Origin of the sequence: Bradyrhizobium sp. SZCCHNR1002, from assembly GCF_032381435.1 — a bacterium.
GTDB classification, from domain to species: Bacteria; Pseudomonadota; Alphaproteobacteria; order Rhizobiales; family Xanthobacteraceae; genus Bradyrhizobium; species Bradyrhizobium aeschynomenes.
Window position 1 is genome coordinate 25959 of the sequence record NZ_JAUHIS010000005.1, and the last position, 22672, is coordinate 48630.

Consider the following 22672-nt stretch of genomic DNA (forward strand, 5'->3'; position numbering starts at 1 on the left):
TTGCGCGGGATCCGTCTTGCGCAGCGAGGCTCTCCTGTTGCGCCTGTTGCGCCTGTTGCGACGCAACCGGCCTCGTCCCAGGCCGCGCGGCAAGGCATGGGAACTCCGAAAGCGGCAAGCAGCGTCGCGCGCCCGCCACAGCCTGCGTCAGCACCGGCGAGGCGTCCACTCTCGAGATCAACGAAAGGCGGGCGCGGTACACAGGCAACACTTTCCCCTTGATGATGAGGTCGGCCTGAAAACGAAAAGGTTCAATGTCGGTCCTTGGCAGGTGCTATAAGGCCATTCTGACGCCAAAGCGCTACGCGTCAATGGTTTGCCTGAAACTTGTTGCAGCCGTCGGTTGCCGAACTTTAAACTTGGTCCGATTGCGACTTTCAATTCACGCGCGTTCATTCATCGAATTTGGAGCTGGCCTCCGGTGACGGTCTTCTTTCGCTCTGTTTCCATTGCAATTCTTTTCTGCACGGCGTTCTGCGCCGCCACGGCCCATGCCGCCACCGAGATCGTGTGGTGGCACGCGATGTCGGGAGAGCTCGGCCGGCAGGTCGACAGGTTGGCGGACGGCTTCAATGTCTCCCAGTCCGAATATCGGATCGTGCCGAGCTACAAGGGGAGCTACACCGAAACGGTGACGGCCGCGATCTTCGCGTTCCGCTCGCGCACGCAACCTGCCATCGTGCAGGTCAACGAGATCGCGACCGCCACCATGACGGCGGCCAAGGGCGCGATCTATCCCGTGTTCGATCTGATGCGCGACGAGCAGGAGAGCTTCTCGCCATCGGCCTATCTGCCGGCTGTCGCCGGCTACTACTCCGATGCCGACGGCAACATGCTGTCCTTCCCGTTCAATGCATCGACACCGATTCTCTACTACAACAAGGATCAGTTTCGTGCAGCCGGTCTCGATCCTGCGGTGCCGCCAAGAACATGGCCCGAGCTCGGACAAGCCGCCAAGCGGCTGCGTCAGCACGGCATGGCCTGCGGCTTCACGACCTCCTGGCCGGCCTGGATCAACATCGAGAATTTTTCTGCTTTCCACAATCTGCCGATCGCGACGCGAGCCAATGGCTTTGCCGGCCTCGACGCCGTCCTGACCTTCAACAATCCGCAGGTCAGCCGTCACGTCGCGCAGCTCGCCGAATGGCAGAAGAGCAAGGTCTTCGACTATGCCGGACGTGGTCAGGCTGCGGAGCCGCGCTTCCAGAAAGGCGAGTGCGGTATCTTCATCGGCTCTTCCGCCACCCGCGCCGACATCAAGGCCAATTCGAAGTTCGAGGTCGGCTACGGCATGATGCCGTACTGGCCCGACATTGCCGGCGCGCCGCAGAATTCGATCATCGGCGGTGCGACCTTGTGGGTGCTGCGCGATCGTCCCGGCGCCGAGTACAAGGGCGTCGCCAAATTCTTCGCCTATCTGTCGCGCCCTGACATCCAGGCGGCCTGGCACCAGAACACGGGTTATCTGCCGATCACGCGGGCCGCGTTCGATCTGACTCGCGCACAGGGCTTCTACGACCGTAATCCCGGGACGGCGATCTCCATCGAGCAGGTGACGCTGCATCCGCCGACAGAAAATTCCAGAGGGCTGCGGCTCGGCTCCTTCGTGCTGATCCGCGATGCGATCGAGGACGAGATGGAGCAGGCCTTCGGCGGCCGCAAGCCGGCGCAGGCCGCGCTCGATGCGGCCGTTGAGCGCGGCAACCGGCTGCTGCGGCAATTCGAGCGCGCCAGTCCGGATCGCTGATGACGGCGTTGCCACGGGTGACCGATGCGGCCGAGCTCAGGCGCCTGCGTGCCGATGGAGGGCAGTGGCTGCCGGCCGCGAGGGACGTCGTCGACGGCCATGGGTATGGCGGCGCGCGCCTCGTGCCCTTTACGGCAGGCACCAATCTCGTCGCAGCACTCGGCGGCGATGCAATTCTGAAGATCTTCCCATCCATCCATCGCAGGCAATTCCTGTCGGAGCGAGCCACGCTGCGGGTGGTGTTCAAGCGCCTTGCCGCCGTTGCGACGCCCGAACTGCTGCATGAGGGAGAGCGCGACGGCTGGTCCTACCTGATCATGACGCGGCTCCACGGCATCGCCGCTGCAGAGGTCTGGCCGCAGCTGGCAGAGGCCGACAAGCAAAATTTGCTTCGGCAACTCGGTCGCCTGATCGCGGACGTGCAGCGTATCCCGCCCGGCGAACTGCTTGCGCTCGAACCGCGCTGGCCCGATGTCCTGCAGGCGCAAATGGCCGGATGCCGTGCGCGCCACACGCGGCTGGGCTTGCCGGAACGGCTTCTCGACGGACTTGATGTTCTGCTGCAGCAGGCGGCCGCCCTGTTGCCGCGAGATCCGCCGTCAGTCATTCTGACCGGCGAATACATCCCGGAGAATTTCCTCATCGCGCGCGACGGTGACGGCTGGCGCGTGAGCGGCCTGTTCGATTTCGGCGATGTCTTCACGGGGTTCGGTGAATACGACCTGCTCGGGCCGAGCGCGTTCATGGCGGCCGGACATGCGGGACGCGTGCGTGCGTTGTTCGAGGGCTATGGCCTCACGCCGGCGGACCTCACCTGGACGCTGAAGCGCCGGCTGCTCGCTTTGATGCTGCTGCATCAGGCCAGCGATCCCGTCCGGCACATCTGCATACCGGACTGGCCGGCCAAGGTCCAAAGCTTCGATGAGCTGCAGGAACTGGTCTGGCCGGGTTGACACGCACGGCTCAGCCTTTGGTTTGTATCAGTTTCGCCGCGCGCGCGAGCACATCGGCGACCGCGGCCAGCCCCGAACCCCCTCCGGCGCCGCCGCCCCAGCCGGCGACATAGCCGCCGCCCAGCGCGCGGACCTTCGCGAGCGCCCCTGAAATCAGCGCCCGGCACTGCGTGACGGCGGACAAGGCCTGCGCCTTGGTCGTGGCGGCCCGCAGCTTCGCTGCCGCATTGCTGAGCGCCCGGCGCGTCTCCGGGACGCCCGGCGCCGTGATGTCGCTGCTCAGCCTGTCCAGGACATTGGCGATGCAATCATACAGCGCCTTGCCCGTATTGGCGGAGCAGGCCGCAAGACCTCCATTCGCTGACACTGCTGCCGCGGCCATGCCGGCATCCGCGCGCGCGGGCGTGCCGGCGAGGAGGCTGAACCCCAGCAAGGCCAGGATCGGCGTCAAGAGACGCACGGCGGACATTCGTCGCTGAGCGGGCATTTTCATTTCTCCGTTGTGTCAGCCCTTGCTCTGGATCAACTGGATCGCGCGTGACAGCACGCTGGAGATGGAGGTCAGGCCGGTGTCGCCCCATCCCGGGACGTAGCGACCGCCGGCCGCGCGCACCTGTTTGAGCGCTCCCGAGATCACCGACTGGCAGCGCGCGATCGCCGAGATCGCCTGGGACTTGGATGTGGCGGCGCGCAATCCGGCCGCCGCGGTCTGCAACGCACGCTGCGTCTCCGGGACATTGGCGGCGCCGATGCTGGAGGCCATGCGGTCGAGCACATCGGCGACGCAATTGTAGAGGTCCTTGCCCTGCTTGCTGCTGCAGATGCCGAGCCCGCCGACGGCGGTGGTGGCTGCCGCGTTCAGAATGGCTGCCGCCATCGCCGGTCTTGTCGGCAGCGATCCGAGCAGTGTGATCAGCGCCAGCGCCGCCACCAGCAGCCAATGTCGAGAACCCCGCGCGAGCGGCGCGCTGCGAACGCCAACATTCCTCATATCGTCCCCCTCGTCGTCCTCACGGAGCCGCTGACGGCGTGATCGCGTTGCCCACCAGGAATTCGCACGGCACCGTTGTCATCTTCGGATCTCCCTTGAGCGCAAACAGCTTCTCCCACTGTGATTTGCGGCACACAACGCCGCCTGGTGCGTCCTCGACGATGACGACGGCATAGAGCCGGTCGCGCTTCTCGAACGCCTTGAGGCTGGTGTCGTCGGGAAAGGTCTGCAGCAGTGTCAGGATGCCGTGGCCGCTGTCACTGTCGGCGGCGATCCCGGCAATGCCGCTGATCATGCGCGGCTTGCCGTTCTCGATCGATGCGCTGACGAACACGCCCTCGGCGACGGTGCTGCGCAGGATCTTCTGCCTGATGAAATCGGGACCCAGTTCGGGGCTCGCCCGCAGTCGGTTCTTCAACGTGGGGGAGAAGAACAATTTGTCCGTGCCGCCGCGAAAGACGATCGTGGTCCCCTCCGGCCCACCCGCCAGCAGGTTCTGGAATTCGCGGCCGCTCAGTACCTCGGCAGCGGCCGAGGCGCTCCACAGACAGCAGCTCATCAGCAATATGAATGAAAATCGCGGCATCAGGGCGCTGCGGAATGGAAAGGCAAAGCGGACCATAGACGCTGTCTGACGTCAATTCGATGATGGTGGCCGGCTGCCGGCGCTTCGATATACTACGGACATGCGAACAACATTTTTCCGGCACTCGGTCTGGCCTCTGGTGTCTCTGACGCTGTTGCTCGTCTTTCAAGGTCTGGCGGCCGGTCTTGCTGCCGAAGTCCCGCGGAAGACGGTGCCGGCCTCGGCACCGCGCGTCGCGCTCGTCATCGGCAATGCCGCGTATGCCCGGCTGAGGCCGCTGGAAAATCCCGGCAAGGACGCCGACCTGATCGCGGACAGGCTGCGCAAACTCGGCTTCGAGGTGACGCTGAAGGCCAACCGCGAGCTCAAAGCCATGAGCGAGGATGTCGAGGCGTTCGTGCAGGCGATCAAGCAGCGCGGGCCCGACGCCGTGTCGGTGCTCTACTATGCCGGTCACGGCCTGGAGAGCGACGGGATCAACTATCTCGTGCCGGTCGACGCGGAGATCAAGCGCAAGGCCGACATCGCCGGCCATGCCGTCAGCGTCAAGCGCATCGCCGACCGGCTGTCGTCGGCCGGTAACCGGGTGAACATTCTGATCCTCGATGCGTGCCGGGACAATCCGTTTCCGGAAGGCGCCGCGACGGCCAATGCTCTGCTCGGGCTGGCGCCGATGGGCGCGGTCTACGGCGCCTTCATCGCGTCGGCCACCGGCTCCGGCAAAGCGGCTTTCGACGGTGACAATGGTCACAGCCCCTACACGCTCGCGCTCGCGCAGGCGATCGGCGCGCCCGGCGAGAAGCTCGAAGACGTCTTCAAGAGCGTCCGACGCCAGGTTCGTCTGGCGACTGCCGAGCAGCAGATCCCCTGGGAGTCGACCTCGATCGAGGCGGACTTCTACTTCGTCCAGCCGGCACCGCCGCCGAGCCCTTCAGCTCAACTGCTTGCGGCAGCGACCGAAACCGACAACCTCGCTCTGTTCGAGTTGCTCGTCGACCGCTTTCCGGGCAGCGAGGAGGCCGCACGAGCGCGCAGCGTTCTGCAGCAGCGCAGGGCAGCGTCCGCCGATCGCGCGTCCGCCAATGTCTCGACCGCGGCCGAGGTGCTGACGAGGGCCCGCAAGGTCCGCACCCCCGATGCGTTCGATCTCGTGGCGTCGCTATTCCCGGACTCGCCCGAGGCGGCCGAGGCGCGCGCCGCAGCGTCGCGGCTCCGTGAGGCGGCGGTGCTCGACAGCGCCGGACCGACCTTTGAAGGGCGCGAGCTGATTTCCCGGCTTCAGGACGAGTTGGCTCGCCTCGCCTGCTTCGGCGGACAGCCCAGCGGGATGTTCGATGCGGCGACGGTCGGCGGCCTCCGGCGTGCCTCGCAGCTCACCGATGAGCACTATCTCTGGTACCGCCCGACAATGGCCGCGCTGCGGGCGCTGAAGAAGATCGACGCCAGGGACGGCTGTTCGCGCCAGAAGGTCGCGGCGAGTCCGCGCTGCCTGCGCATCAACAACGAGGACTTTTGCCAATAGGGCGCGGTGATCGATCAGCAGTGGGAACTGTCTGCACATATTCTAGTCAATTTTGACTTCATGTATGCAACGGCGCGGCGGCCGCACTCGACCTATTTTGAAAATCGTCGCGTGTTCAATCAGTTGGCTGTCCGGCCGACTTGGCACGAAGCTTGCGATCCCGTTCCCTGCCGGTCGTATTCTGGTGGGAGCATTTGATGAAGCGTCGTGATTTTCTAAAGTCCGTTTCCGGCCTGGCTGCTGGGGCTGCGCTGCCGATGGCGCCGGCAGTCATGTCTTCCGCCAAAGCGGACGCGCGGTCCGAGACGCTGCTGATCGTGTCCGAGGGCGGTCCTAACAACCTCGACATTCACGGCATCGGCACCAACGTGCCGGGCTATGAAGTCTCCTGGAATTGCTACGACCGGCTGATCAGCCACGAGATGAAGAGCGGCCCGGGCGGCGTGCCCTACTACGACCGCGACAAGTTCAAGCCCGAGCTTGCCGAGGACATGACCATCGGCGACATGTCCGCCACCTTCAAGCTGCGCAAGAACGCCAAATTCCACGACGGCACGCCGGTCACGGCCAAGGATGTGAAGTGGTCGCTCGACCGCGCCGTCAGCGTCGGCGGCTTTCCGACCTTCCAGATGAGCGCGGGCTCGCTGACCAAGCCCGAGCAGTTCGTCATCGTCGACGACCACACTGTGAGGGTCGACTTCCTGAAGAAGGACCGGCTGACGATCCCCGATCTCGCGGTCATCGTGCCCTGCGTGGTCAATTCCGAGCTGGTGAAGAAGAACGCCACCGAAAAGGACCCGTGGGGCCTCGAATACACCAAGCAGCAGACCGCGGGCTCCGGCGCCTACAAGGTGACGAAGTGGACCGCCGGCACCGAAGTCATCATGGAGCGCAATGACGACTGGGTGTGCGGTCCGCTGCCCAAGATCAAGCGCGTGATCTGGCGCATGGTGCCGCAGGCCGGCAACCGCCGGGCGCTGCTCGAGCGCGGCGACGCCGACATCTCCTATGAGCTGCCGAACAAGGACTTCCAGGAGATGAAGTCGAACGGCAAGCACACCGTGATCTCGCTGCCGATCTCGAACGGCATCCAGTACATCGGCATGAACGTCACCAAGCCGCCGTTCGACAATCCCAAGGTGCGCCAGGCGCTCGCCTATGCGATGCCGTATCAGAAGATCATCGACGCCGTGATGTTCGGCCTCGCCAATCCGATGTTCGGTGCGCCGGCCGACAAGGCGACCGAGGTGGCCTGGCCGCAGCCGACGAAGTACGCGACCGACATGGAGAAGGCGAAGGCGCTGCTGGCCGAGGCCGGCTACGCCCAGGGCTTCGAGACCACAATCTCGTTCGATCTCAACTTCGCGCAGGTCAACGAGCCGCTCTGCGTGCTGGTGCAGGAGAGCCTGGCGCAACTCGGTATCAAGACGACGATCAACAAGGTGCCCGGCGCCAACTGGCGCACCGAGCTGAACAAGAAGGAGATGCCGCTCTTCACCAACATCTTCTCGGGCTGGCTCGATTACCCCGAGTACTTCTTCTACTGGTGCTATCACGGCAACAATTCTGTGTTCAACACGATGAGCTACAAGTCGCCGGAGATGGACAAGCTCATCAACGGCGCCCGCGACGCCGCCGCGACCGGCGACAAGGCGACGTACGATGCCGACGTGAAGGGCTTCGTCGATCTCGCTTTCGCCGAGGTGCCGCGCATCCCATTGTATCAGCCGTTCGTCAACGTCGCGATGCAGAAGAACATCTCCGGCTATCAGTACTGGTTCCACCGCCGGCTCGACTACCGCGCGCTGGTGAAGGGGTGAGGATCGTGATTGGGGCGAGTGAGGCGGCCCGATCTCTCTCATTCCCTCCCCCCTTGTGGGGGAGGGGCAGGGAGGGGGGTAGCCACGCGCACCGCCTTCTCGACTCCCCCCCCTCCCCAGCCCTCCCCCACAAGGGGGGAGGGAGCGCACTGCGCCGTGGGGCGACGTCGAGCGCAGATATGGGGAATGTTTGCCCATGCTGAGCCTGATCGCCAAGCGCCTTGCCTTCGCCATCCCCTCGTTGATCGGCGTGGTGATCGTCACGTTCCTCCTCACCCGCGCGCTGCCGGGTGATCCCGCGGCCTACTTCGCCGGTCCCGCTGCGACCAAGGAAGCGGTCGAGCAGATCCGCAAGAAGCTCGGCTTCGACAAGCCGCTGGTCGAACAGTTTTTCCGCTACACCGTCGATCTCGCCCATGGCGATCTCGGCAGCTCGCTGACGACGGGACAGCCGGTCGCCACCGAGATCCGCAACCGCCTGCCCGCATCGGCGGAGCTCACGCTGCTCGGTCTGCTGGTCTCCGTCGCGATCGCGCTGCCGCTCGGCGTGCTCGCCGCGACGCGGCCGGGATCGTGGATCGATCACACCTGCCGTGTCGTCACCACGGCCGGCGTCTCGCTGCCGGTGTTCTTCACCGGCCTGGTGCTGGTCTACGTGTTCTACTTCCGGCTCGGCTGGTCGCCGGCGCCGCTCGGCCGGCTCGACGTGTTCTACAGCGCGCCGAACAATGTGACCGGCTTCTACCTGATCGACACGCTGATCGCCCGTGACGGCGAGGCGTTCCGCTCGGCGCTGAGCCAGCTGATCCTGCCCGCCGCGACGCTCGCGATCTTCTCGCTGGCGCCGATCGCGCGCATGACGCGCGCCTCGATGCTGGCGATCCTGTCGTCGGAGTTCGTGCGCACCGCGCGCGCCTCGGGCCTGTCGCCCTCGACCGTCACCGTCACCTATGCGTTCCGCAACGCGATGCTGCCGGTGATCACCACGCTGTCGATGGTGTTCTCCTTCCTGCTCGGCGCCAACGTGCTGGTGGAGAAGGTCTTCGCCTGGCCGGGCATCGGCTCCTACGCAGTCGAGGCGCTGATCGCTTCCGACTTCGCGCCGGTGCAGGGCTTCGTGCTGACGATGGCGGTCATGTACGTGATCCTCAACCTCGTCATCGACATTCTGTATGGCGTCATCGATCCCCGTGTGAGGCTGGAAGGATGAGCACTGTCGCGCCGACCCTGGAATCTGCCGTCTCCACCCGCACATCCGGACTCGTCGCCCTGATCGGGCATGCGCGCTATGTGCTCGCCGAGAACAAGGTCACCGGCTTTGCCTTCGGGCTGCTGGTGATCATCCTGTTCGCGGCGATCTTCGGACCCTGGATCGTGCCGTATGATCCGCTCGCCAGCGACACCGCCTCCGCGCTGAAGCCGCCATCGGCGGCGCATTGGTTCGGCACCGATCAGCTCGGCCGCGACATCTTCAGCCGCGTCGTGGTCGCGACCCGGCTCGATACTTTCATCGCGGTCGCCTCCGTCGCGCTGGTGTTCTTCATGGGCGGCCTCGCCGGCGTCGCCGCCGGCTTCTTCGGCGGCTGGACCGACCGCGTCGTCGGCCGCATCGCCGATACGATCATGGCGTTTCCGCTGTTCGTGCTGGCCATGGGTATCGTCGCCGCGCTCGGCAACACCGTGCAGAACATCATCATCGCGACCGCGATCGTGAACTTCCCGCTCTATGCCCGCGTCGCGCGCGCGGAAGCCAATGTCCGCCGTAACGCCGGCTTCGTGCAGGCCGCACGTCTGTCGGGCAACAGCGAGATGCGCATCCTGCTCGGCCACATCCTGCCCAACATCATGCCGATCATGATCGTGCAGATGTCGCTGACCATGGGTTACGCCATCCTCAACGCCGCCGGCCTGTCCTTCATCGGCCTGGGCGTGCGGCCGCCGACGGCGGAATGGGGCATCATGGTCGCCGAGGGTGCCTCCTTCATGGTCTCGGGCGAATGGTGGATCGCGCTGTTTCCCGGCCTTGCGCTGATGATCGCCGTGTTCTGCTTCAACCTGCTCGGGGACGGCCTGCGCGACATCGTCGATCCCCAGCGCAGGACGTGAGGCGATGAGTGTGTGTTGCTTGACTGGATCTTCCTTAACCTCTCCCCGCTTGCGGGGGCGCGACGAGCTGCGCTCGCGCTGTGAAGTCGGATTGCATCGAAGATGCAATCCGGGTGAGGGGGTACAGGTCTCACCAATTAGTACTACCCGCGCGGCTGCCCCTCACCCTAACCCTCTCCCCGTAAGAACGGGGAGAGGGAACGCACCGCACACGTGGAGCCCCTCATGACCGCCCAGCCTCTGCTCGACGTCCGCGATCTCACCGTCGAATTCTCCACCCGCCGCGGCATCGTCAAGGCGGTGCAGCATGTCGACATCTCCGTCGCCAAGGGCGAGACACTGGCGATCGTCGGCGAATCCGGCTCGGGCAAGTCGGTGACGTCCTACGCGGTCATGCGCATCCTCGACCGCGCCGGGCGAATCGCCGAGGGCTCGGTGATGTTCTCCGGCGTCGACGTCAAGGCGGCCGACGAGAGTGCGATGCGCGACCTGCGCGGGCGCGAGATCTCGATGATCTTCCAGAACCCGCGCGCCGCGCTCAACCCGATCCGGAAAGTGGGCCAGCAGATCGAGGACGTGCTGAAGCAGCACGCGCAGGCGGCCGCAAGCGACCGCGCCGAAAAGGCGATCGCCGCGCTCGAGCAGGTCAAGATCGCACGTCCGCGCGAGCGCTATCACGCCTATCCGTTCGAATTGTCCGGCGGCATGTGCCAGCGCGTGGTCATCGCGCTGGCGCTCGCCTGCAACCCGCAGCTCCTGATCGCCGACGAGCCGACCACGGGCCTCGATGTCACCACGCAGAAGGCGGTGATGGATCTTGTCGTCGAGCTGACCAGAAGCAGGGGCATGTCGACGATCCTGATCACGCACGATCTGGGTCTGGCCGCCGCCTATTGCGACCGCGTCGTGGTGATGGAGAAGGGCCGGGTGGTCGAGACGGCCAAGGCTGCGGACATCTTCGCCAACCCGCAGCATCCCTACACGCGCAAGCTGATGCGCGCGACGCCGCGGCTGGGTGTGTCGCTGCGGGAGCTGTTGCCGGAGGATGAGGCGTCGGCATCCCTCCATACTCCCTCCGTCATGGCCGGGCTTGACCCGGCCATGCCTCTGTCTTCGGAAGACTCGCTCGAGGTGATGGACCCCCGGGTCAAGCCCGAGGGTGACGAGCGCAGTGAGGAGGGCGAGCGGAGCGTGAGCAGCGCCAAGCCGCTCCTGCTCGTCGACAAGCTGGTCAAGGAATATCCCCGCCAGGGCGCCTCGGTGACGCTGTCAAAGCTGTTCGGCCGCAAGCCGGCGATCGAGCCGGAGGTGTTCCGCGCCGTCGACGGCATCAGCTTCACGGTCGGTCATGGCGAGAGCGTCGGCCTTGTCGGCGAATCCGGCTGCGGCAAATCGACCACGTCGATGATGGTGATGCGGCTGCTCGACCAGACCTCTGGCCGCATCAGCTTCGACGGCGAGGAGATCGGCAACATCCTGCCCCAGACCTTTGCCCGTCTGCCGCTGCGCAGCCGCATCCAGATGGTGTTCCAGGATCCGACCGACAGCCTCAATCCGCGCTTCACCGCGGCGCGCGCCATCGCCGATCCCATCCTGCAGCTCGGTGACATCAAGGGACGCGACGCGCTTCGTACGCGCTGCGAGCAGCTCGCGACCATGGTCGGCCTGCCGCTCAATTTGCTCGACCGCTTTCCGCACCAATTGTCCGGCGGGCAGAAGGCCCGCGTCGGCATCGCCCGTGCGATTGCACTGCACCCGAAGCTGGTGATTCTCGACGAGCCGACGGCGGCGCTCGATGTCTCCGTGCAGGCCGTCGTGCTCAATCTGCTGCAGGATCTCAAGCAGAAATTGGGCATGAGCTATCTGTTCGTCTCCCATGATTTGAATGTGGTGCGGCTGTTGTGCGATCGTGTGATCGTGATGCGGTCGGGTCGAATCGTCGAGCAAGGCACATCCGAACGTGTGCTAGGCGATCCGCAGGACGCCTATACGCGTGAGCTGCTGACGGCGATTCCACACCCGCCGTTGCCGGCACATTGAGAGGAGAGACGGCATGGCCGAACCTTTGGACAAGTCTTGGGACGACTACATCGACGCGGTCGGGCGTGCCCTGGGCCTCCCGATCGAGGACGCGTGGCGTCCGGCAATCCGGGCCAATCTCGAGGTCTCGCTGAAGATGGCGAAGCTGGTCGACGAGTTCTCCCTGCCTGACGAAGCCGAGCCTGCCAGTGTCTTCACCGCTTGATCCCCACATGACCGCCGGTGCCATCGCAGCTGCGGTCGCTGCCCGCCAGCTTTCCGCCGCGGAAGCCACCGAAGCCGCATTGACAAGGATCACCGCGCGCGATGGCGTGTTGAACGCCTTCACCGACGTGACGGCGGAGCGCGCACGCGCGAAGGCGCGCGCCGTGGATGCCGATATCGCCGCAGGCAGGCCCGTCGGCCCGCTCGCCGGCGTGCCGTTCGCGGTGAAGAACCTGTTCGATGTGGAGGGCCTGCCGACCCGCGCCGGCTCCAAGATCAATCGCGATCGTCCGCCGGCCGCACGCGATGCGACGCTGATCGCGCGCATGGAGGCTGCCGGCGCGGTGCTCGTCGGCGCGCTCAACATGGGTGAATACGCCTACGACTTCACCGGCGAGAATATCCACGATGGCCCGTCGCGCAATCCGCATGATCCGACGCGGATGAGCGGCGGCTCGTCGGGCGGCTCGGGCAGTGCCGTCGGCGGCGGCCTGGTGCCGATCGCGCTCGGCTCGGATACAAACGGCTCGATCCGCGTGCCCTCGTCGTTCTGCGGCATCTTCGGCCTGAAGCCGACCTACGGCCGGCTGTCGCGCGCACGCTCGTTTCCGTTCGTGATGAGCCTGGATCACCTCGGCCCCTTCGCGCGCTCGGTGGAGGATCTCGCGCTCGCTTACGACGTGATGCAGGGGGCTGATGCGGATGACGCGGCCTGTACGACGCGCGGGCCGGAGCCGGTGTCCGGCTCGCTCTCGCAAGGACTCGACGGTCTGCGCATTGCGCTTGCTGGCGGCCACTTCCAGAACAACCTGTTTCCTGAAGCCGCGGAAGCCGTGGCGCGCGTGGCCACGGCGTTGAAGGTAACGAACGTTGTCGATGTGCCTGAGGCGTCCCGCGCCCGTGCGGCAGCCTATGTCATCAGCACGACGGAAGGCGCCTCGCTGCATCTCGATCGCCTGCGCACGCGCCCCGGCGATTTCGATCCGGCGGTGCGCGATCGCCTGATCGCGGGCGCGATGATTCCGGCGCCGATGGTCGACCGCGCGCAGAAGTTTCGCCGCTGGTATCGCGCCCGCGTGCTGGAGCTGTTCAAGTCGGTCGATGTGCTGATCGCGCCGGCGACGCCATGCATCGCGCCGAAGCTCGGGCAGGCGACCTTCGTGCTCGATGGCGTCGAGCTGCCGGTGCGCGCGAATATCGGCATTCATACGCAGCCGATCTCGTTCATAGGACTTCCCGTCGTCGCTGTGCCGATTCCGCTCGAGCCGATGCCCATCGGCGTGCAGATCATCGCCGCGCCCTGGTGCGAACATGTCGCATTGCGTGTGGCCCACGCTTTGCAACAGCTTGGCGTCGCCGCTGCGCCGGCCCCGAGAGGAGTTCTGGAGAATGGAAGTCGATCTGCCTGACGTCGTCGCGGAGGTGACCGCGCAGTTCCAACGCTACGAACAGGCGCTGGTCAGCAACGACGTCGCCGTGCTCGACGAGCTGTTCCGCCAGGATTCGCGCACGCTGCGCTACGGCATCGGCGAGAATCTCTACGGCTATGGCGAGATCGCGGCGTTCCGATCCGCGCGCTCGCCGGTCGGATTGATGCGGCGGACCGCGCGCACCGTGATCACCACCTACGGCCGCGACAGCGCGGTTGCCTCGACCCTGTTCTATCGCGACAGCGCGCCCGGCAAGGTCGGGCGGCAGATGCAGACCTGGATCCGGTTTCCGGAGGGCTGGAGAATCGTTGCCGCCCATGTCAGCATCATCGACGAAGCAAAAGGCGGCTGAGGCATGAGCCTGGACGATCTCCCGCCGCGGACGCGTCAGCGGCTCGTTCGCGACTCCGTTCTGCCACGCAGCGAACGTGCGCCGCCCGCCGTCGCGAAGATCACGCGCGCCGAGGAGCTGCGTCTGCAGCTCGCCGACGATATCGTGCGTGGCGCGCTTGCGCCCGGCGCGCCGCTCGACGAGACCGAGATTGCCAAGCGCTTCAACGTATCACGTACGCCGGTGCGCGAGGCGTTGCGGCAGCTCGCCGCCTCCGGCCTGATCGAGGCGCGCGCACATCGCGGCGCCGTCGTGGCGCGGCCGTCCGTCGACCGCCTGACCGGCATGTTCGAGGCGATGGCCGAGCTCGAAGGCCTCTGCGCCGGACTCGCCGCGCAGCGCATGACACCGGTCGAGCGGCAGCGGCTCGAAGCCATTCACGAGGAGCTGCGCAATCTCAGCCACGCCGGCAATCCCGAGCGCTTTCACGAGGTCAACGAGCGCTTCCACAACGCGATCTATGCCGGTGCGCACAACGCCTACATCGCCGAGATCACGCTCGCGACGCGGGTGCGCGTACAGCCGTTTCGCCGCGCCCAGTTCCGCAATCTCGGCCGCCTCGCCAAGTCGCATGCCGAGCACGACCGCGTCGTCATCGCCATCCTGCGCGGCGACAAGGCCGGCGCGGCGAGCGCCATGAAAGCGCATATCGAGCTGGTCCGCGGCGAGTACGAGATCTACGCCGTGTCGGTGTAGGTGAGTTGCACTGACACGGCCAATCGGGTTTCCGTTCCTGCGAGCGCAGCGAAGCAAGGACGAGGACGATCAATCCCTTTGCGCCGTGTAAGCTTGCGCCATGTACGCGCGCCAGCCGCCGAACTCCGAGATGTCACGGGCGCCGCTGAGAGCCGCGGGCTCGACCAGGAAGCCTTTCGCGGTTTGGCCGTCAGCAAGCCTGATGGTGCCGATCGACAGGGGCGGCGGGATGAGATTGACGAACGTGCCGAAGCTCGCCGCCGACAGCGCCCAGATCTCCACGTCCATCGCGCGACCCTGACCCTGTTCGATCCGCAGCATGCCGGGCTTGGGCGGCGTCGTGGGCAGCGCATAGAGCCTGTAATCAGGCGCAGTCTTCGTCGCTTCCAGCAGCCGGCCCCCGAGACCCGTCAGTTCGTGATTGAGCGCCATGCCCGAAAGGTGCGCGCCGACGACCACGACCGCGATCTCGTCGCCGTGCAGCGACGGCGGCAGGGGCGCCAGCGGCGGCTGCGGGACCTTCTTGGCGCCGACCGGCAGCGCCGTGTCGGCGTGGAAGGCGCGGCCCAGGCTGGCGAGCGCGGCGTCGCGCCCGGCCGGTGCGAGCAGCGTGATTCCGAACGGAATGCCGTCACCGCGCATTGCGGCCGGCACGGCCAGGCCGCACATGTCGAGCAGGTTGACGAAGTTGGTGTAGGTGCCGAGTCGGCTGTTGAGCAGGATCGGATCGGCCAGCACGTCCGCGGTCGTGTAGGCGGTCGGCGCCGTCGGCAGCAGCAGCGCGTCGAGGCCCGCGAAGGTGCGCTCGGCGACCTTGCGCAGCGCCTGCAGCCGATACAGCGCCGCAAACGTGTCGGCCGCGCTGACGCGCGTGCCGGCGATGGTGATCTCGCGCGTCACCGGATGAATCGCGTCGGGATCGGACGCGAGGAGATCGCGGATCACGAGATAGCGCTCGGCGACCCACGGGCCTTCATAGAGCAGCCGCGCCGTCTCGTAGAATGGTTCGAGGTCGAACTCGACGAGTTCGGCGCCGAGCTTGACGAAGCGGGCGGCTGCAGCGCCGTAGGCGTCCTCGGCTGCCTTGTCACCGAAGAAGATCAACTGTCCTGGGCGGGGGATGCCGAGCTTCACGCCGTTCGGAAATGCGGTCACGGCAGCCAGCGGCCGGTCGCGCGAGAACGGATCGAGCGGATCGGGCGCTGCCATCACCGAAAGCGCCGTCACGGCATCGTCGACCGTCAGCGAGAACACCGAGATGCAGTCGAGCGTACGGCAGGCCGGCACCAGCCCGGCCGTCGAGATCATGCCGAGGCTCGGCTTCAGCCCGACGATGTTGTTGAGCATCGCGGGCACCCGGCCCGAGCCTGCGGTGTCCGTGCCGAGCGACAGTGGCACGAGGCCGGCCGAGACGGCGACCGCCGAGCCGGAGCTCGATCCGCCCGGCACCAGATCGGCTCGAACGGGGTTCTTCGGAATGCCATAGGGCGAGCGGACGCCGACGAGGCCGGTCGCGAACTGGTCGAGATTGGTCTTGCCGATGATGATGGCGCCGGCCGCGCGCAGCCGCGCCACGGCAGTGGAATCGCGCGCGGGCGTATAGGCAAAGGCCGGGCAGGCTGCCGTGGTCGGCAGTCCCGCGACATCGATGTTGTCCTTCACGGCGACAGGTACGCCGTAGAGCGGCAGCGCCGCGGCGTCCCTGCCCTCGAGGGCCGCGGCCTCGGCGAGCGCATCCGTCTCGTCGCGAAGGCTGATGAAGATCGCGGCATCATCGTGCGATCGGATCCGCGCGTAGCAGCGCGCAACCGTCTCTCGGGGAAGCGTCAGGCCGACGCGGTGAGCGGCGACGATCTCGGCGACGGTTTCGGTCACGCGACGCTCCGCGTCGCGTCTGAGCCCGATCGATGACCTGCCATGTCGTTGCACTCCGCTTCGCGATCCTGCCGCGAACGTAGCAAGCCATGTGCCATTGTGTACATGAGGGTGACAGCGCGTCTTCCGACGAAAAACGCGTGCTGTCAGTAGGTTGGTCCTGAGATCGCCAAGTCTTCCGGGCCTTGCGCCTCGGATGTCGGGGCGATGTGCCTAATCTGTAGGCAAAGGGATGCAGGGGCGCGACCGGTTACCCGCGGCGACCGGCGTCACCGCCGGTGATGCGCGCCAGCCTTGCCTCTGAGGTGGAGCCCGTGCTGCGGGCGCTGCGGAACGAGGGCGACGGCGTTCGGCTGACCATGGTCCCTCCCGAGACTCCGGCGTCGTCTGCGCCGCTCGGGAAGAACAGCAGCGCGACGGTGAGGCCGAGATTGATCAGCCCGCCGACCCAGGTGCCGTGGTGCGACGACGTCGCCGCATATTCGGGGAAGCGCATGGCGACGACATAGTCGAGCACCATGACCGCGATCCAGGCCGGGATCACGCAGACGGGGTCCCAGCCGATGTCGCGGATGCGCATTGCTTGCAGCATCAGACTCGCCAGCACCACCAGCCCGATCGCTGCCATGATCGGCCAGCTCAACGTCGGCGCTGATCCGTGCGGCGCCACGGCAGCCAGCGCAACCGCGAGAACCACGATCAGGATGATGGAGACGACGATGAGACCGAGCGTGGCTAGAAAATACTGCAGCCGGCCAAGGCGCGCATTGAACCCGAAGATGAACCCCAACATCCGCCTCTCCCGCAGGCCGCGTCGCAGCGACGGCGCCGTCCTCGGGATTGTGCATATCAGAGCGAAATTGCTGCGCGCCTTCGCGGATGCGTAAAATTGGAGGCATCGCGCCGCACTGACCTCGTTACGCGTTGCGGCAAGTCGCCTGGCCAAGATTCTATGGTTGCCAAAGCAACTAATCTGTGGAACTATTGCCTCCGTGAACGACGCAGGCGCGGGATCACGCGCGCCTCGAACGAGGGATGGAGACGCCATGCGCAGCCTGCGCGAAGCAGGCGCGGCCGCTTGCGTGCGCGCCAGACGAGGGCCCGGCCGCAATGGTCAGCGGCTCAATGGACGGGGTCGGAACGGCTCAGCTCGCGCCGGTGACCGCGTCGAGATTGTCGTGGATCCGGCGCAGCAGCTCGATCAGCACTTCCTGCTCATTCTCGTCGAGGCACGCCAGCAGGCGCCGCTCCCGCTCCAGCGCGGCGACGATCACCTTGTCATGGGTCGCGCGGCCCTTGGCGGTCAACGAGATGGAATGGCTGCGGCCGTCCTGCGGATCGTTGCGGATCGCGATCAGTCCGCGTCCCTTCATCAGCGCGAGCGTGCGGCTGACCGGCCCCTTGTCGAAGCCGATCACGCTGCAGATGCGCGAGGCCGGAATGCCCGGCTCGATCGCCAGCAGCGACATGATCCGCCATTCCGTGACGTTGACGCCGAAATTGCGCTGATAGAACGCGGTGGCGCTGTTCGACAGCTTGTTGGCGATGAAGGTGATGAAGGCCGGCACATAGCGGTCGAGATCGAGCGTGAGGCCTTGCGCCTCAGGCACGCGCGGCTGCGCCTTGCGCGGCGTTCCGGATTTCTCGCTCATGACCCCCAGCGTCCATGCATCGCCACTCTTAGGGATACGAAAAGCCGCATGACAAGGCCAATCTTCGGGAGGTCAGCATGAACCCAACAGGTCTTTCCCCCAATGCCGGCGTGGCGCCGGCCATCCCGCATCTCCCGATCGATCCGTTCTCTTACGCGTTCTTCGATGACCCCTATCCGGCGCATCGAGAGATGCGGGAGGCCGGCCCCGTGGTCTATCTCGACGCATGGAAGGTCTACGGCGTCGCCCGCTATGCCGAGGTCCATGCCGTCTTCAACGATCCCCAGACCTTCTGCTCCAGCCGGGGCGTGGGCCTTAGCGACTTCGCCAAGGAGAAGCCGTGGCGGCCGCCGAGCCTGATCCTCGAGGCCGACCCGCCGGCGCATACGCGCACCCGCGCAGTGCTGAGCAAGGTGCTGTCGCCCGCGGTGATGAAGCGGCTGCGCGACGGCTTCATGGCGGCGTCAGAGGCCAAGATCGATGAGCTCCTGGCGCGCGGCTCGTTCGACGCCATTCCCGATCTCGCGGAAGCCTATCCGCTGTCGGTATTCCCCGATGCGCTCGGCCTCAAGGCAGAAGGCCGTGACCACCTCATTCCCTATGCGAGCCTCGTCTTCAACGCGTTCGGCCCGCCGAACGAGCTGCGCCAGCAGGCGATCGAGCGCTCCGCGCCGCACCAAGCCTATGTCACCGAACAGTGCCAGCGCGACAACCTCGCGCCCGGCGGCTTCGGCGCCTGCATCCATGCCTTCAGCGATACCGGCGAGATCACGCCGGCCGAGGCGCCTTTGCTGGTGCGCTCGCTGCTGTCGGCCGGGCTCGACACCACGGTCTATGGCATCGGCGCCGCAATCTATTGCCTCGCGCGCTTCCCCGATCAATGGCAGCGGCTGCGCGCGGATCCCTCGCTGGCCCGCAATGCCTTCGAGGAAGCGGTGCGCTTCGAGAGCCCGGTGCAGACCTTCTTCCGCACCACCACACGTGATGTCGAGCTCGGCGGCGTGACCATCCCCGAAGGCGAGAAGGTGTTGATGTTCCTGGGCAGCGCCAATCGCGATCCGCGCCGCTGGGAGCAGCCGGATGCGTACGACATCACCCGCAAGGTCTCCGGCCATGTCGGTTTCGGCTCCGGCATCCACATGTGCGTCGGCCAGCTCGTCGCGCGGCTCGAAGGCGAGGCGGTGCTGACCGCGCTCGCCCGCAAGGTGGGGAGCATCACGATGAGCGCTGAGCCAGTGCGACGCTACAACAACACGCTGCGCGGGCTTGCCAGCCTGCCGGTCACCTTCACTCCAGCCTGAGCCAAGAGACTGAGCCATGGCCATGACGACGATCACCTTCATTCATGCCGACAACCGCAGTGAGACAGTGGAGGCCGCGGACGGTGACAGCCTGATGATGGCCGCGCTGTCCCACGGCGTTGACGGGATTGTCGCCGAGTGCGGCGGCAATGCCGTCTGTGCGACGTGCCACGTCTATGTCGACGAGGCCTGGGTGTCGAAGCTCGATCCCGTGACGGACGACGAGGATGCGCTGCTCGACGGCACGGCCGCCGAGCGGCGGCCGAACAGCCGGCTGTCTTGCCAGATCAAGATCCAGCCGGCGCTCGCCGGGCTCGTCATCCGGATTCCGGACCGGCAGAGCTGAACCATCCGCTGAAGACGACAAATCAGAACAAGCAACACACGGGGAGGGATTCCATGAAGCAGCTGAATATTTGCACGCTCGCGATGGTCGCAGCACTGGGCCTGGGCACCACGGCGTCAGCCGGAGAGATATCGGACAACGTCGTGCGCGTCGGCGTGCTCAACGACATCTCCGGCATCTTCCAGGACACCAACGGCATGGGCTCGGTCGAGGCCGCGCGCATGGCCGCCGAGGATTTCAACGGCGGCGGCAAAGGCATCAAGGTCGAGATCGTCTATGCCGACCACCAGAACAAGGCCGATATCGGCTCGGCGATCGCGCGCAAATGGCTCGATGTCGACAAGGTCGACGCCGTCGTCGACGTGCCCAATTCGGCCGTCGGCCTCACGATCAACGAACTCTTGCGCAACAGCCGCATGACGTTCCTGGCTTCGTCCACTGCAAGCTCCGATCTCACCGGCAAGGCCTGCTCGCCGAACACCATCCAATGGGTCAACGACGCCTGGGCGACCGGCAACACCACGGCGGCCGCGATGATGGGACGCGGCGGCAAGGACTGGTATTTCATCACGGTCAACTACGCGCTCGGCCAGGGCATCGAGGCGGAAGCGACCAACTATATCGAGAAGCATGGTGGCAAGGTGCTCGGTTCGGCCAAGCATCCGCTCGGCACGACGGATTTCGCCTCGTTCCTGCTGCAGGCGCAGGGCTCGAAGGCCAAGGTGATCGGACTTGCGAACGCCGGCGGAGACACCATCAACGCGGTCAAGCAGGCGTCCGAGTTCGGCATCCAGCAAAGCGGACAGTCGCTGGTCGCCTTCCTGCTGTTCATCAACGACATCCACGGCATGGGCCTGAAGGCGGCGCAGGGCCTGCAACTGCTGGAGGCGTTCTATTGGGACATGGATGACGACACCCGCGCCTTCGCCAAGCGCTTCGCGGCGCGTCCCGGCATGAACGGCAAGATGCCGAGCGGCAACCAGGCCGGCGTCTATGCGTCGACGCTCGCTTATCTCAACGCGGTCGCTGCGACCGGCAGCGACGATGCCAAGGATGTCGTTCCGCAGATGAAGACGGTGAAAGGCAAGGACAAGCTGTTCGGTGACACCACGATCCGCGCCGATGGCCGCGTCGTGCATCCGATGTATCTGTTCGAGGTCAAGAAGCCGGACGAGTCGAAATATCCGTACGACTACTATCGTCTGGTCTCGACGATCCCGGCCGAGCAGGCGTTCCGGCCGATGTCTGATGGCGGGTGCGCACTGGTGAAGTGATGCGCTCGTAGGGTCGGGAGCATGTGATATCTGCACGTGACATCTAGAAGTAGATGTCACCAGAGCCGCTGCTCTTCAGTTGCTCCGTCGTGCCCGGGCTTGTCCCGCCTGTGCGGTCGAAGCCGCTTCGGCGCGGCGAAGGCCCGGGCATCCCCGTCGAGCGGCGACCGTCGAGCCGCGTGGATGGCCGGAACAAGCCCATCCATGACGGCGTGGGAAGGCGACTTCCTCTCTCCTGACCTTCTTCCCGCCTCTGCCGTCTGCTGTGCTGCAGTATCCTTAACCAGCACTATAGTTCTTGCCTTTGTCCGTTTCTGGGAATTATGGTGCATGGATCGATCGCGGCAGGATGAACACTGCGCGACGGATGCTGCGGCGAAACGCCGCCGCTCGACGTGCTGCTGCGTGGCGGTGACGAAACAACGATAAGAACGATTTGTTCGAGGGGAGGGAAGACCATGAAGAGCTTCTGGCTGGCGGGCGCCGCGGCGCTGCTGTTTTCGAGCACGGCCTTTGCCGGCGACACCATCAAGATCGGCTTCGTCTCGACGTTCAGCGGCCCGACCGCCGTGATCGGCAACGACATGCGCAACTCGTTCGAGCTTGCGCTCGATCATCTCGGCCGCAAGATGGACGGCAAGCCGGTCGAGGTGATCTATGAAGACGACCAGCAGAAGCCTGACGTCGGCAAGCAGAAGACCGAGAAGCTGGTGCAGTCCGACAAGGTCGACTTCATCGTCGGCTACATCTGGTCGAACGTGCTCTTGGCCTCGCTCAAGACCGCCGTGGACTCCCAGACCTTCCTGATCTCGGCCAATGCCGGCCCGTCGCAGCTCGCCGGCGAGCTGTGCTCGCCTTACGTGTTCTCGACCTCCTGGCAGAACGACCAGACGCCAGCGGCCATGGGCCTCTACATGAACCAGAAGGGCGTCAAGTCGGTGTTCCTGATCGGCCCGAACTATGCGGCCGGCAAGGACATGCTGGCGGGCGTGAAGAGCACCTTCAAGGGCCAGGTCGTCGGCGAGGAATATACGGTGTGGCCGAGCCAGCTCGACTTCTCTGCCGAGCTGTCCAAGGCGCGCGCCTCGGGTGCCGAATCGATCTTCGTGTTCTATCCCGGCGCGGCCGGCGTGCAGTTCCTCAATCAATACGCGCAGGCCGGCCTCAAGGAGAAGATGCCGCTCTACACCGCCTTTACGGTCGACGAATTGTCGCTGCCGCTGCAGAAGGACAATGCGCTCGGCGTGCCCGGCGCCCAGGAGTGGGTCAACGACCTGCCCAACGAGCAGAACAAGAAATTCGTCGCCGACTACCGCAAGAAGTACACCGGCCTGCGTCCGACCTATTACGGCGCTCAGGCCTATGACGCGGCGCAGCTGGTCAACAGCGCGGTAGTTGCGGTCAAGGGCGACACGTCCAAGAAGGACGCGATGAAGGCGGAGATGGAAAAGGCCAACTTCAAGTCGCTGCGCGGCGCCTTCAAGTTCGGCAACAACCACATTCCGATCCAGAGCTTCTATCTCCAGGACGTGGTCAAGGACGCCGACGGCCAGCTGTCGCTGAAGACCGTGGCGACCATCGTCGAGAACGATCAGGACCGCTTCCACGACAAGTGTCCGATGAAATGAGCTGAAAAATCCCAGGTCGGGTCAAGACCGGCCTGGAATTTGCTTGAAGCTTAAAACATCTTCGTCCTAAGATCAGGGACGGACATGGCGGCAGCGCCTGCAACGGTTCT

The 22672-nt window shown here is 65.5% G+C and carries 21 protein-coding genes; 15 read left to right on the forward strand and 6 right to left on the reverse strand.

The features are described from left to right. The first annotated feature begins 421 nt into the window (after positions 1 to 421). On the forward strand, positions 422 to 1747 hold the full coding sequence (ugpB, locus tag QX108_RS22785) for a sn-glycerol-3-phosphate ABC transporter substrate-binding protein UgpB (protein ID WP_315782970.1): 1326 nt from the start codon (positions 422 to 424) through the stop codon (positions 1745 to 1747). Beyond that, a complete protein-coding gene (locus tag QX108_RS22790; RefSeq protein ID WP_315782972.1) occupies positions 1747 to 2700 on the forward strand; it encodes a phosphotransferase family protein in 954 nt (317 codons plus the stop codon). The genes ugpB and QX108_RS22790 overlap by 1 nt, the downstream gene beginning before the upstream one ends. Positions 2701 to 2710: 10 nt before the next feature. Here the strand turns inward: QX108_RS22790 and QX108_RS22795 are convergent, their stop codons facing one another. Genes QX108_RS22795 through QX108_RS22805 form a run of 3 tightly spaced genes read right to left on the reverse strand, consistent with a single transcriptional unit; the run spans position 2711 to position 4277 of the window. Continuing rightward, a complete protein-coding gene (locus QX108_RS22795; protein ID WP_315782974.1) occupies positions 2711 to 3187 on the reverse strand; it encodes a hypothetical protein in 477 nt (158 codons plus the stop codon). An 18-nt stretch (positions 3188 to 3205) separates the two neighbouring features. Next, complete coding sequence (locus tag QX108_RS22800) at positions 3206 to 3691, reverse strand: hypothetical protein (RefSeq protein WP_315782976.1); 486 nt, start codon at positions 3689 to 3691, stop codon at positions 3206 to 3208. 19 nt (positions 3692 to 3710) lie between these two features. Beyond that, positions 3711 to 4277 carry a hypothetical protein gene (locus QX108_RS22805; RefSeq protein ID WP_315722558.1) on the reverse strand — a complete coding sequence of 189 codons (567 nt, stop codon included), beginning with the start codon at positions 4275 to 4277 and terminating at the stop codon, positions 3711 to 3713. Positions 4278 to 4377: 100 nt separating this feature from the next. On the opposite strand from QX108_RS22805, the gene QX108_RS22810 reads away from it, so the two are divergent. From QX108_RS22810 to QX108_RS22850, 9 genes are all read left to right on the forward strand, one after another. Further along, positions 4378 to 5799: a caspase family protein gene (locus QX108_RS22810; RefSeq protein WP_315799604.1), complete on the forward strand. Its 1422-nt coding sequence runs from the start codon at positions 4378 to 4380 to the stop codon at positions 5797 to 5799. A 197-nt stretch (positions 5800 to 5996) separates the two neighbouring features. After that, a complete protein-coding gene (locus QX108_RS22815) occupies positions 5997 to 7619 on the forward strand; it encodes an ABC transporter substrate-binding protein (protein WP_315782980.1) in 1623 nt (540 codons plus the stop codon). A gap of 196 nt (positions 7620 to 7815) precedes the next feature. Next, positions 7816 to 8829 (forward strand): ABC transporter permease, encoded by a 1014-nt coding sequence (locus QX108_RS22820; protein ID WP_315722552.1) that lies wholly within the window; start codon positions 7816 to 7818, stop codon positions 8827 to 8829. Further along, positions 8826 to 9725 (forward strand): ABC transporter permease, encoded by a 900-nt coding sequence (locus QX108_RS22825; RefSeq protein ID WP_315782982.1) that lies wholly within the window; start codon positions 8826 to 8828, stop codon positions 9723 to 9725. Before QX108_RS22820 ends, QX108_RS22825 begins: the two co-directional genes overlap by 4 nt. Positions 9726 to 9950: 225 nt before the next feature. After that, on the forward strand, positions 9951 to 11765 hold the full coding sequence (locus QX108_RS22830; RefSeq protein WP_315782984.1) for an ABC transporter ATP-binding protein: 1815 nt from the start codon (positions 9951 to 9953) through the stop codon (positions 11763 to 11765). Positions 11766 to 11778: 13 nt separating this feature from the next. After that, positions 11779 to 11970 carry a DUF4089 domain-containing protein gene (locus QX108_RS22835; protein WP_315782986.1) on the forward strand — a complete coding sequence of 64 codons (192 nt, stop codon included), beginning with the start codon at positions 11779 to 11781 and terminating at the stop codon, positions 11968 to 11970. Positions 11971 to 11977: 7 nt separating this feature from the next. Further along, positions 11978 to 13378: an AtzE family amidohydrolase gene (locus tag QX108_RS22840; RefSeq protein WP_315782988.1), complete on the forward strand. Its 1401-nt coding sequence runs from the start codon at positions 11978 to 11980 to the stop codon at positions 13376 to 13378. Then, a complete protein-coding gene (gene hpxZ, locus QX108_RS22845) occupies positions 13359 to 13751 on the forward strand; it encodes an oxalurate catabolism protein HpxZ (RefSeq protein ID WP_315782990.1) in 393 nt (130 codons plus the stop codon). The genes QX108_RS22840 and hpxZ overlap by 20 nt, the downstream gene beginning before the upstream one ends. Positions 13752 to 13754: 3 nt before the next feature. Next, positions 13755 to 14486, forward strand: a complete 732-nt coding sequence (locus QX108_RS22850; protein WP_315722540.1) for a GntR family transcriptional regulator — start codon at positions 13755 to 13757, stop codon at positions 14484 to 14486. Between the two features lie 69 nt (positions 14487 to 14555). Here the strand turns inward: QX108_RS22850 and atzF are convergent, their stop codons facing one another. The 3 genes from atzF to QX108_RS22865 all read right to left on the reverse strand — a co-directional run bounded on the left by atzF (position 14556) and on the right by QX108_RS22865 (position 18013). Further along, positions 14556 to 16361, reverse strand: a complete 1806-nt coding sequence (atzF, locus tag QX108_RS22855) for an allophanate hydrolase (RefSeq protein ID WP_315782992.1) — start codon at positions 16359 to 16361, stop codon at positions 14556 to 14558. Positions 16362 to 16611: 250 nt separating this feature from the next. Beyond that, on the reverse strand, positions 16612 to 17154 hold the full coding sequence (locus QX108_RS22860; RefSeq protein WP_315722536.1) for a DUF805 domain-containing protein: 543 nt from the start codon (positions 17152 to 17154) through the stop codon (positions 16612 to 16614). A gap of 352 nt (positions 17155 to 17506) precedes the next feature. Then, on the reverse strand, positions 17507 to 18013 hold the full coding sequence (locus tag QX108_RS22865; RefSeq protein WP_315722533.1) for a MarR family winged helix-turn-helix transcriptional regulator: 507 nt from the start codon (positions 18011 to 18013) through the stop codon (positions 17507 to 17509). A 77-nt stretch (positions 18014 to 18090) separates the two neighbouring features. Here QX108_RS22865 and QX108_RS22870 point away from each other — a divergent pair, with 77 nt between their 5' ends. The 4 genes from QX108_RS22870 (at position 18091) to QX108_RS22885 (ending at position 22562) form a co-directional block, all read left to right on the forward strand. Beyond that, positions 18091 to 19314, forward strand: a complete 1224-nt coding sequence (locus QX108_RS22870) for a cytochrome P450 (protein WP_315722531.1) — start codon at positions 18091 to 18093, stop codon at positions 19312 to 19314. 22 nt (positions 19315 to 19336) lie between these two features. After that, entirely contained in the window at positions 19337 to 19660 is a 324-nt protein-coding gene (locus QX108_RS22875) for a 2Fe-2S iron-sulfur cluster-binding protein (protein ID WP_315783537.1), read from the forward strand. Between the two features lie 53 nt (positions 19661 to 19713). Next, entirely contained in the window at positions 19714 to 20934 is a 1221-nt protein-coding gene (locus tag QX108_RS22880) for an ABC transporter substrate-binding protein (protein ID WP_315782995.1), read from the forward strand. A 458-nt stretch (positions 20935 to 21392) separates the two neighbouring features. Further along, positions 21393 to 22562 carry an ABC transporter substrate-binding protein gene (locus QX108_RS22885; RefSeq protein WP_315782997.1) on the forward strand — a complete coding sequence of 390 codons (1170 nt, stop codon included), beginning with the start codon at positions 21393 to 21395 and terminating at the stop codon, positions 22560 to 22562. Positions 22563 to 22672: the final 110 nt, after the last annotated feature.

What these genes read in the sequence shown, in the direction of transcription:
- QX108_RS22790 (WP_315782972.1), top strand. Translation starts at nt 1,747, where the DNA reads ATGACGGCGTTGCCACGGGTGACCGATGCGGCCGAGCTCAGGCGCCTG.
- QX108_RS22795 (WP_315782974.1), bottom strand. Translation starts at nt 3,187, where the DNA reads ATGCCCGCTCAGCGACGAATGTCCGCCGTGCGTCTCTTGACGCCGATC.
- QX108_RS22800 (WP_315782976.1), bottom strand. Translation starts at nt 3,691, where the DNA reads ATGAGGAATGTTGGCGTTCGCAGCGCGCCGCTCGCGCGGGGTTCTCGA.
- QX108_RS22805 (WP_315722558.1), bottom strand. Translation starts at nt 4,277, where the DNA reads ATGCCGCGATTTTCATTCATATTGCTGATGAGCTGCTGTCTGTGGAGC.
- QX108_RS22810 (WP_315799604.1), top strand. Translation starts at nt 4,378, where the DNA reads ATGCGAACAACATTTTTCCGGCACTCGGTCTGGCCTCTGGTGTCTCTG.
- QX108_RS22815 (WP_315782980.1), top strand. Translation starts at nt 5,997, where the DNA reads ATGAAGCGTCGTGATTTTCTAAAGTCCGTTTCCGGCCTGGCTGCTGGG.
- QX108_RS22820 (WP_315722552.1), top strand. Translation starts at nt 7,816, where the DNA reads ATGCTGAGCCTGATCGCCAAGCGCCTTGCCTTCGCCATCCCCTCGTTG.
- QX108_RS22825 (WP_315782982.1), top strand. Translation starts at nt 8,826, where the DNA reads ATGAGCACTGTCGCGCCGACCCTGGAATCTGCCGTCTCCACCCGCACA.
- QX108_RS22830 (WP_315782984.1), top strand. Translation starts at nt 9,951, where the DNA reads ATGACCGCCCAGCCTCTGCTCGACGTCCGCGATCTCACCGTCGAATTC.
- QX108_RS22835 (WP_315782986.1), top strand. Translation starts at nt 11,779, where the DNA reads ATGGCCGAACCTTTGGACAAGTCTTGGGACGACTACATCGACGCGGTC.
- QX108_RS22840 (WP_315782988.1), top strand. Translation starts at nt 11,978, where the DNA reads ATGACCGCCGGTGCCATCGCAGCTGCGGTCGCTGCCCGCCAGCTTTCC.
- hpxZ (WP_315782990.1), top strand. Translation starts at nt 13,359, where the DNA reads ATGGAAGTCGATCTGCCTGACGTCGTCGCGGAGGTGACCGCGCAGTTC.
- QX108_RS22850 (WP_315722540.1), top strand. Translation starts at nt 13,755, where the DNA reads ATGAGCCTGGACGATCTCCCGCCGCGGACGCGTCAGCGGCTCGTTCGC.
- QX108_RS22860 (WP_315722536.1), bottom strand. Translation starts at nt 17,154, where the DNA reads ATGTTGGGGTTCATCTTCGGGTTCAATGCGCGCCTTGGCCGGCTGCAG.
- QX108_RS22865 (WP_315722533.1), bottom strand. Translation starts at nt 18,013, where the DNA reads ATGAGCGAGAAATCCGGAACGCCGCGCAAGGCGCAGCCGCGCGTGCCT.
- QX108_RS22870 (WP_315722531.1), top strand. Translation starts at nt 18,091, where the DNA reads ATGAACCCAACAGGTCTTTCCCCCAATGCCGGCGTGGCGCCGGCCATC.
- QX108_RS22875 (WP_315783537.1), top strand. Translation starts at nt 19,337, where the DNA reads ATGACGACGATCACCTTCATTCATGCCGACAACCGCAGTGAGACAGTG.
- QX108_RS22880 (WP_315782995.1), top strand. Translation starts at nt 19,714, where the DNA reads ATGAAGCAGCTGAATATTTGCACGCTCGCGATGGTCGCAGCACTGGGC.
- QX108_RS22885 (WP_315782997.1), top strand. Translation starts at nt 21,393, where the DNA reads ATGAAGAGCTTCTGGCTGGCGGGCGCCGCGGCGCTGCTGTTTTCGAGC.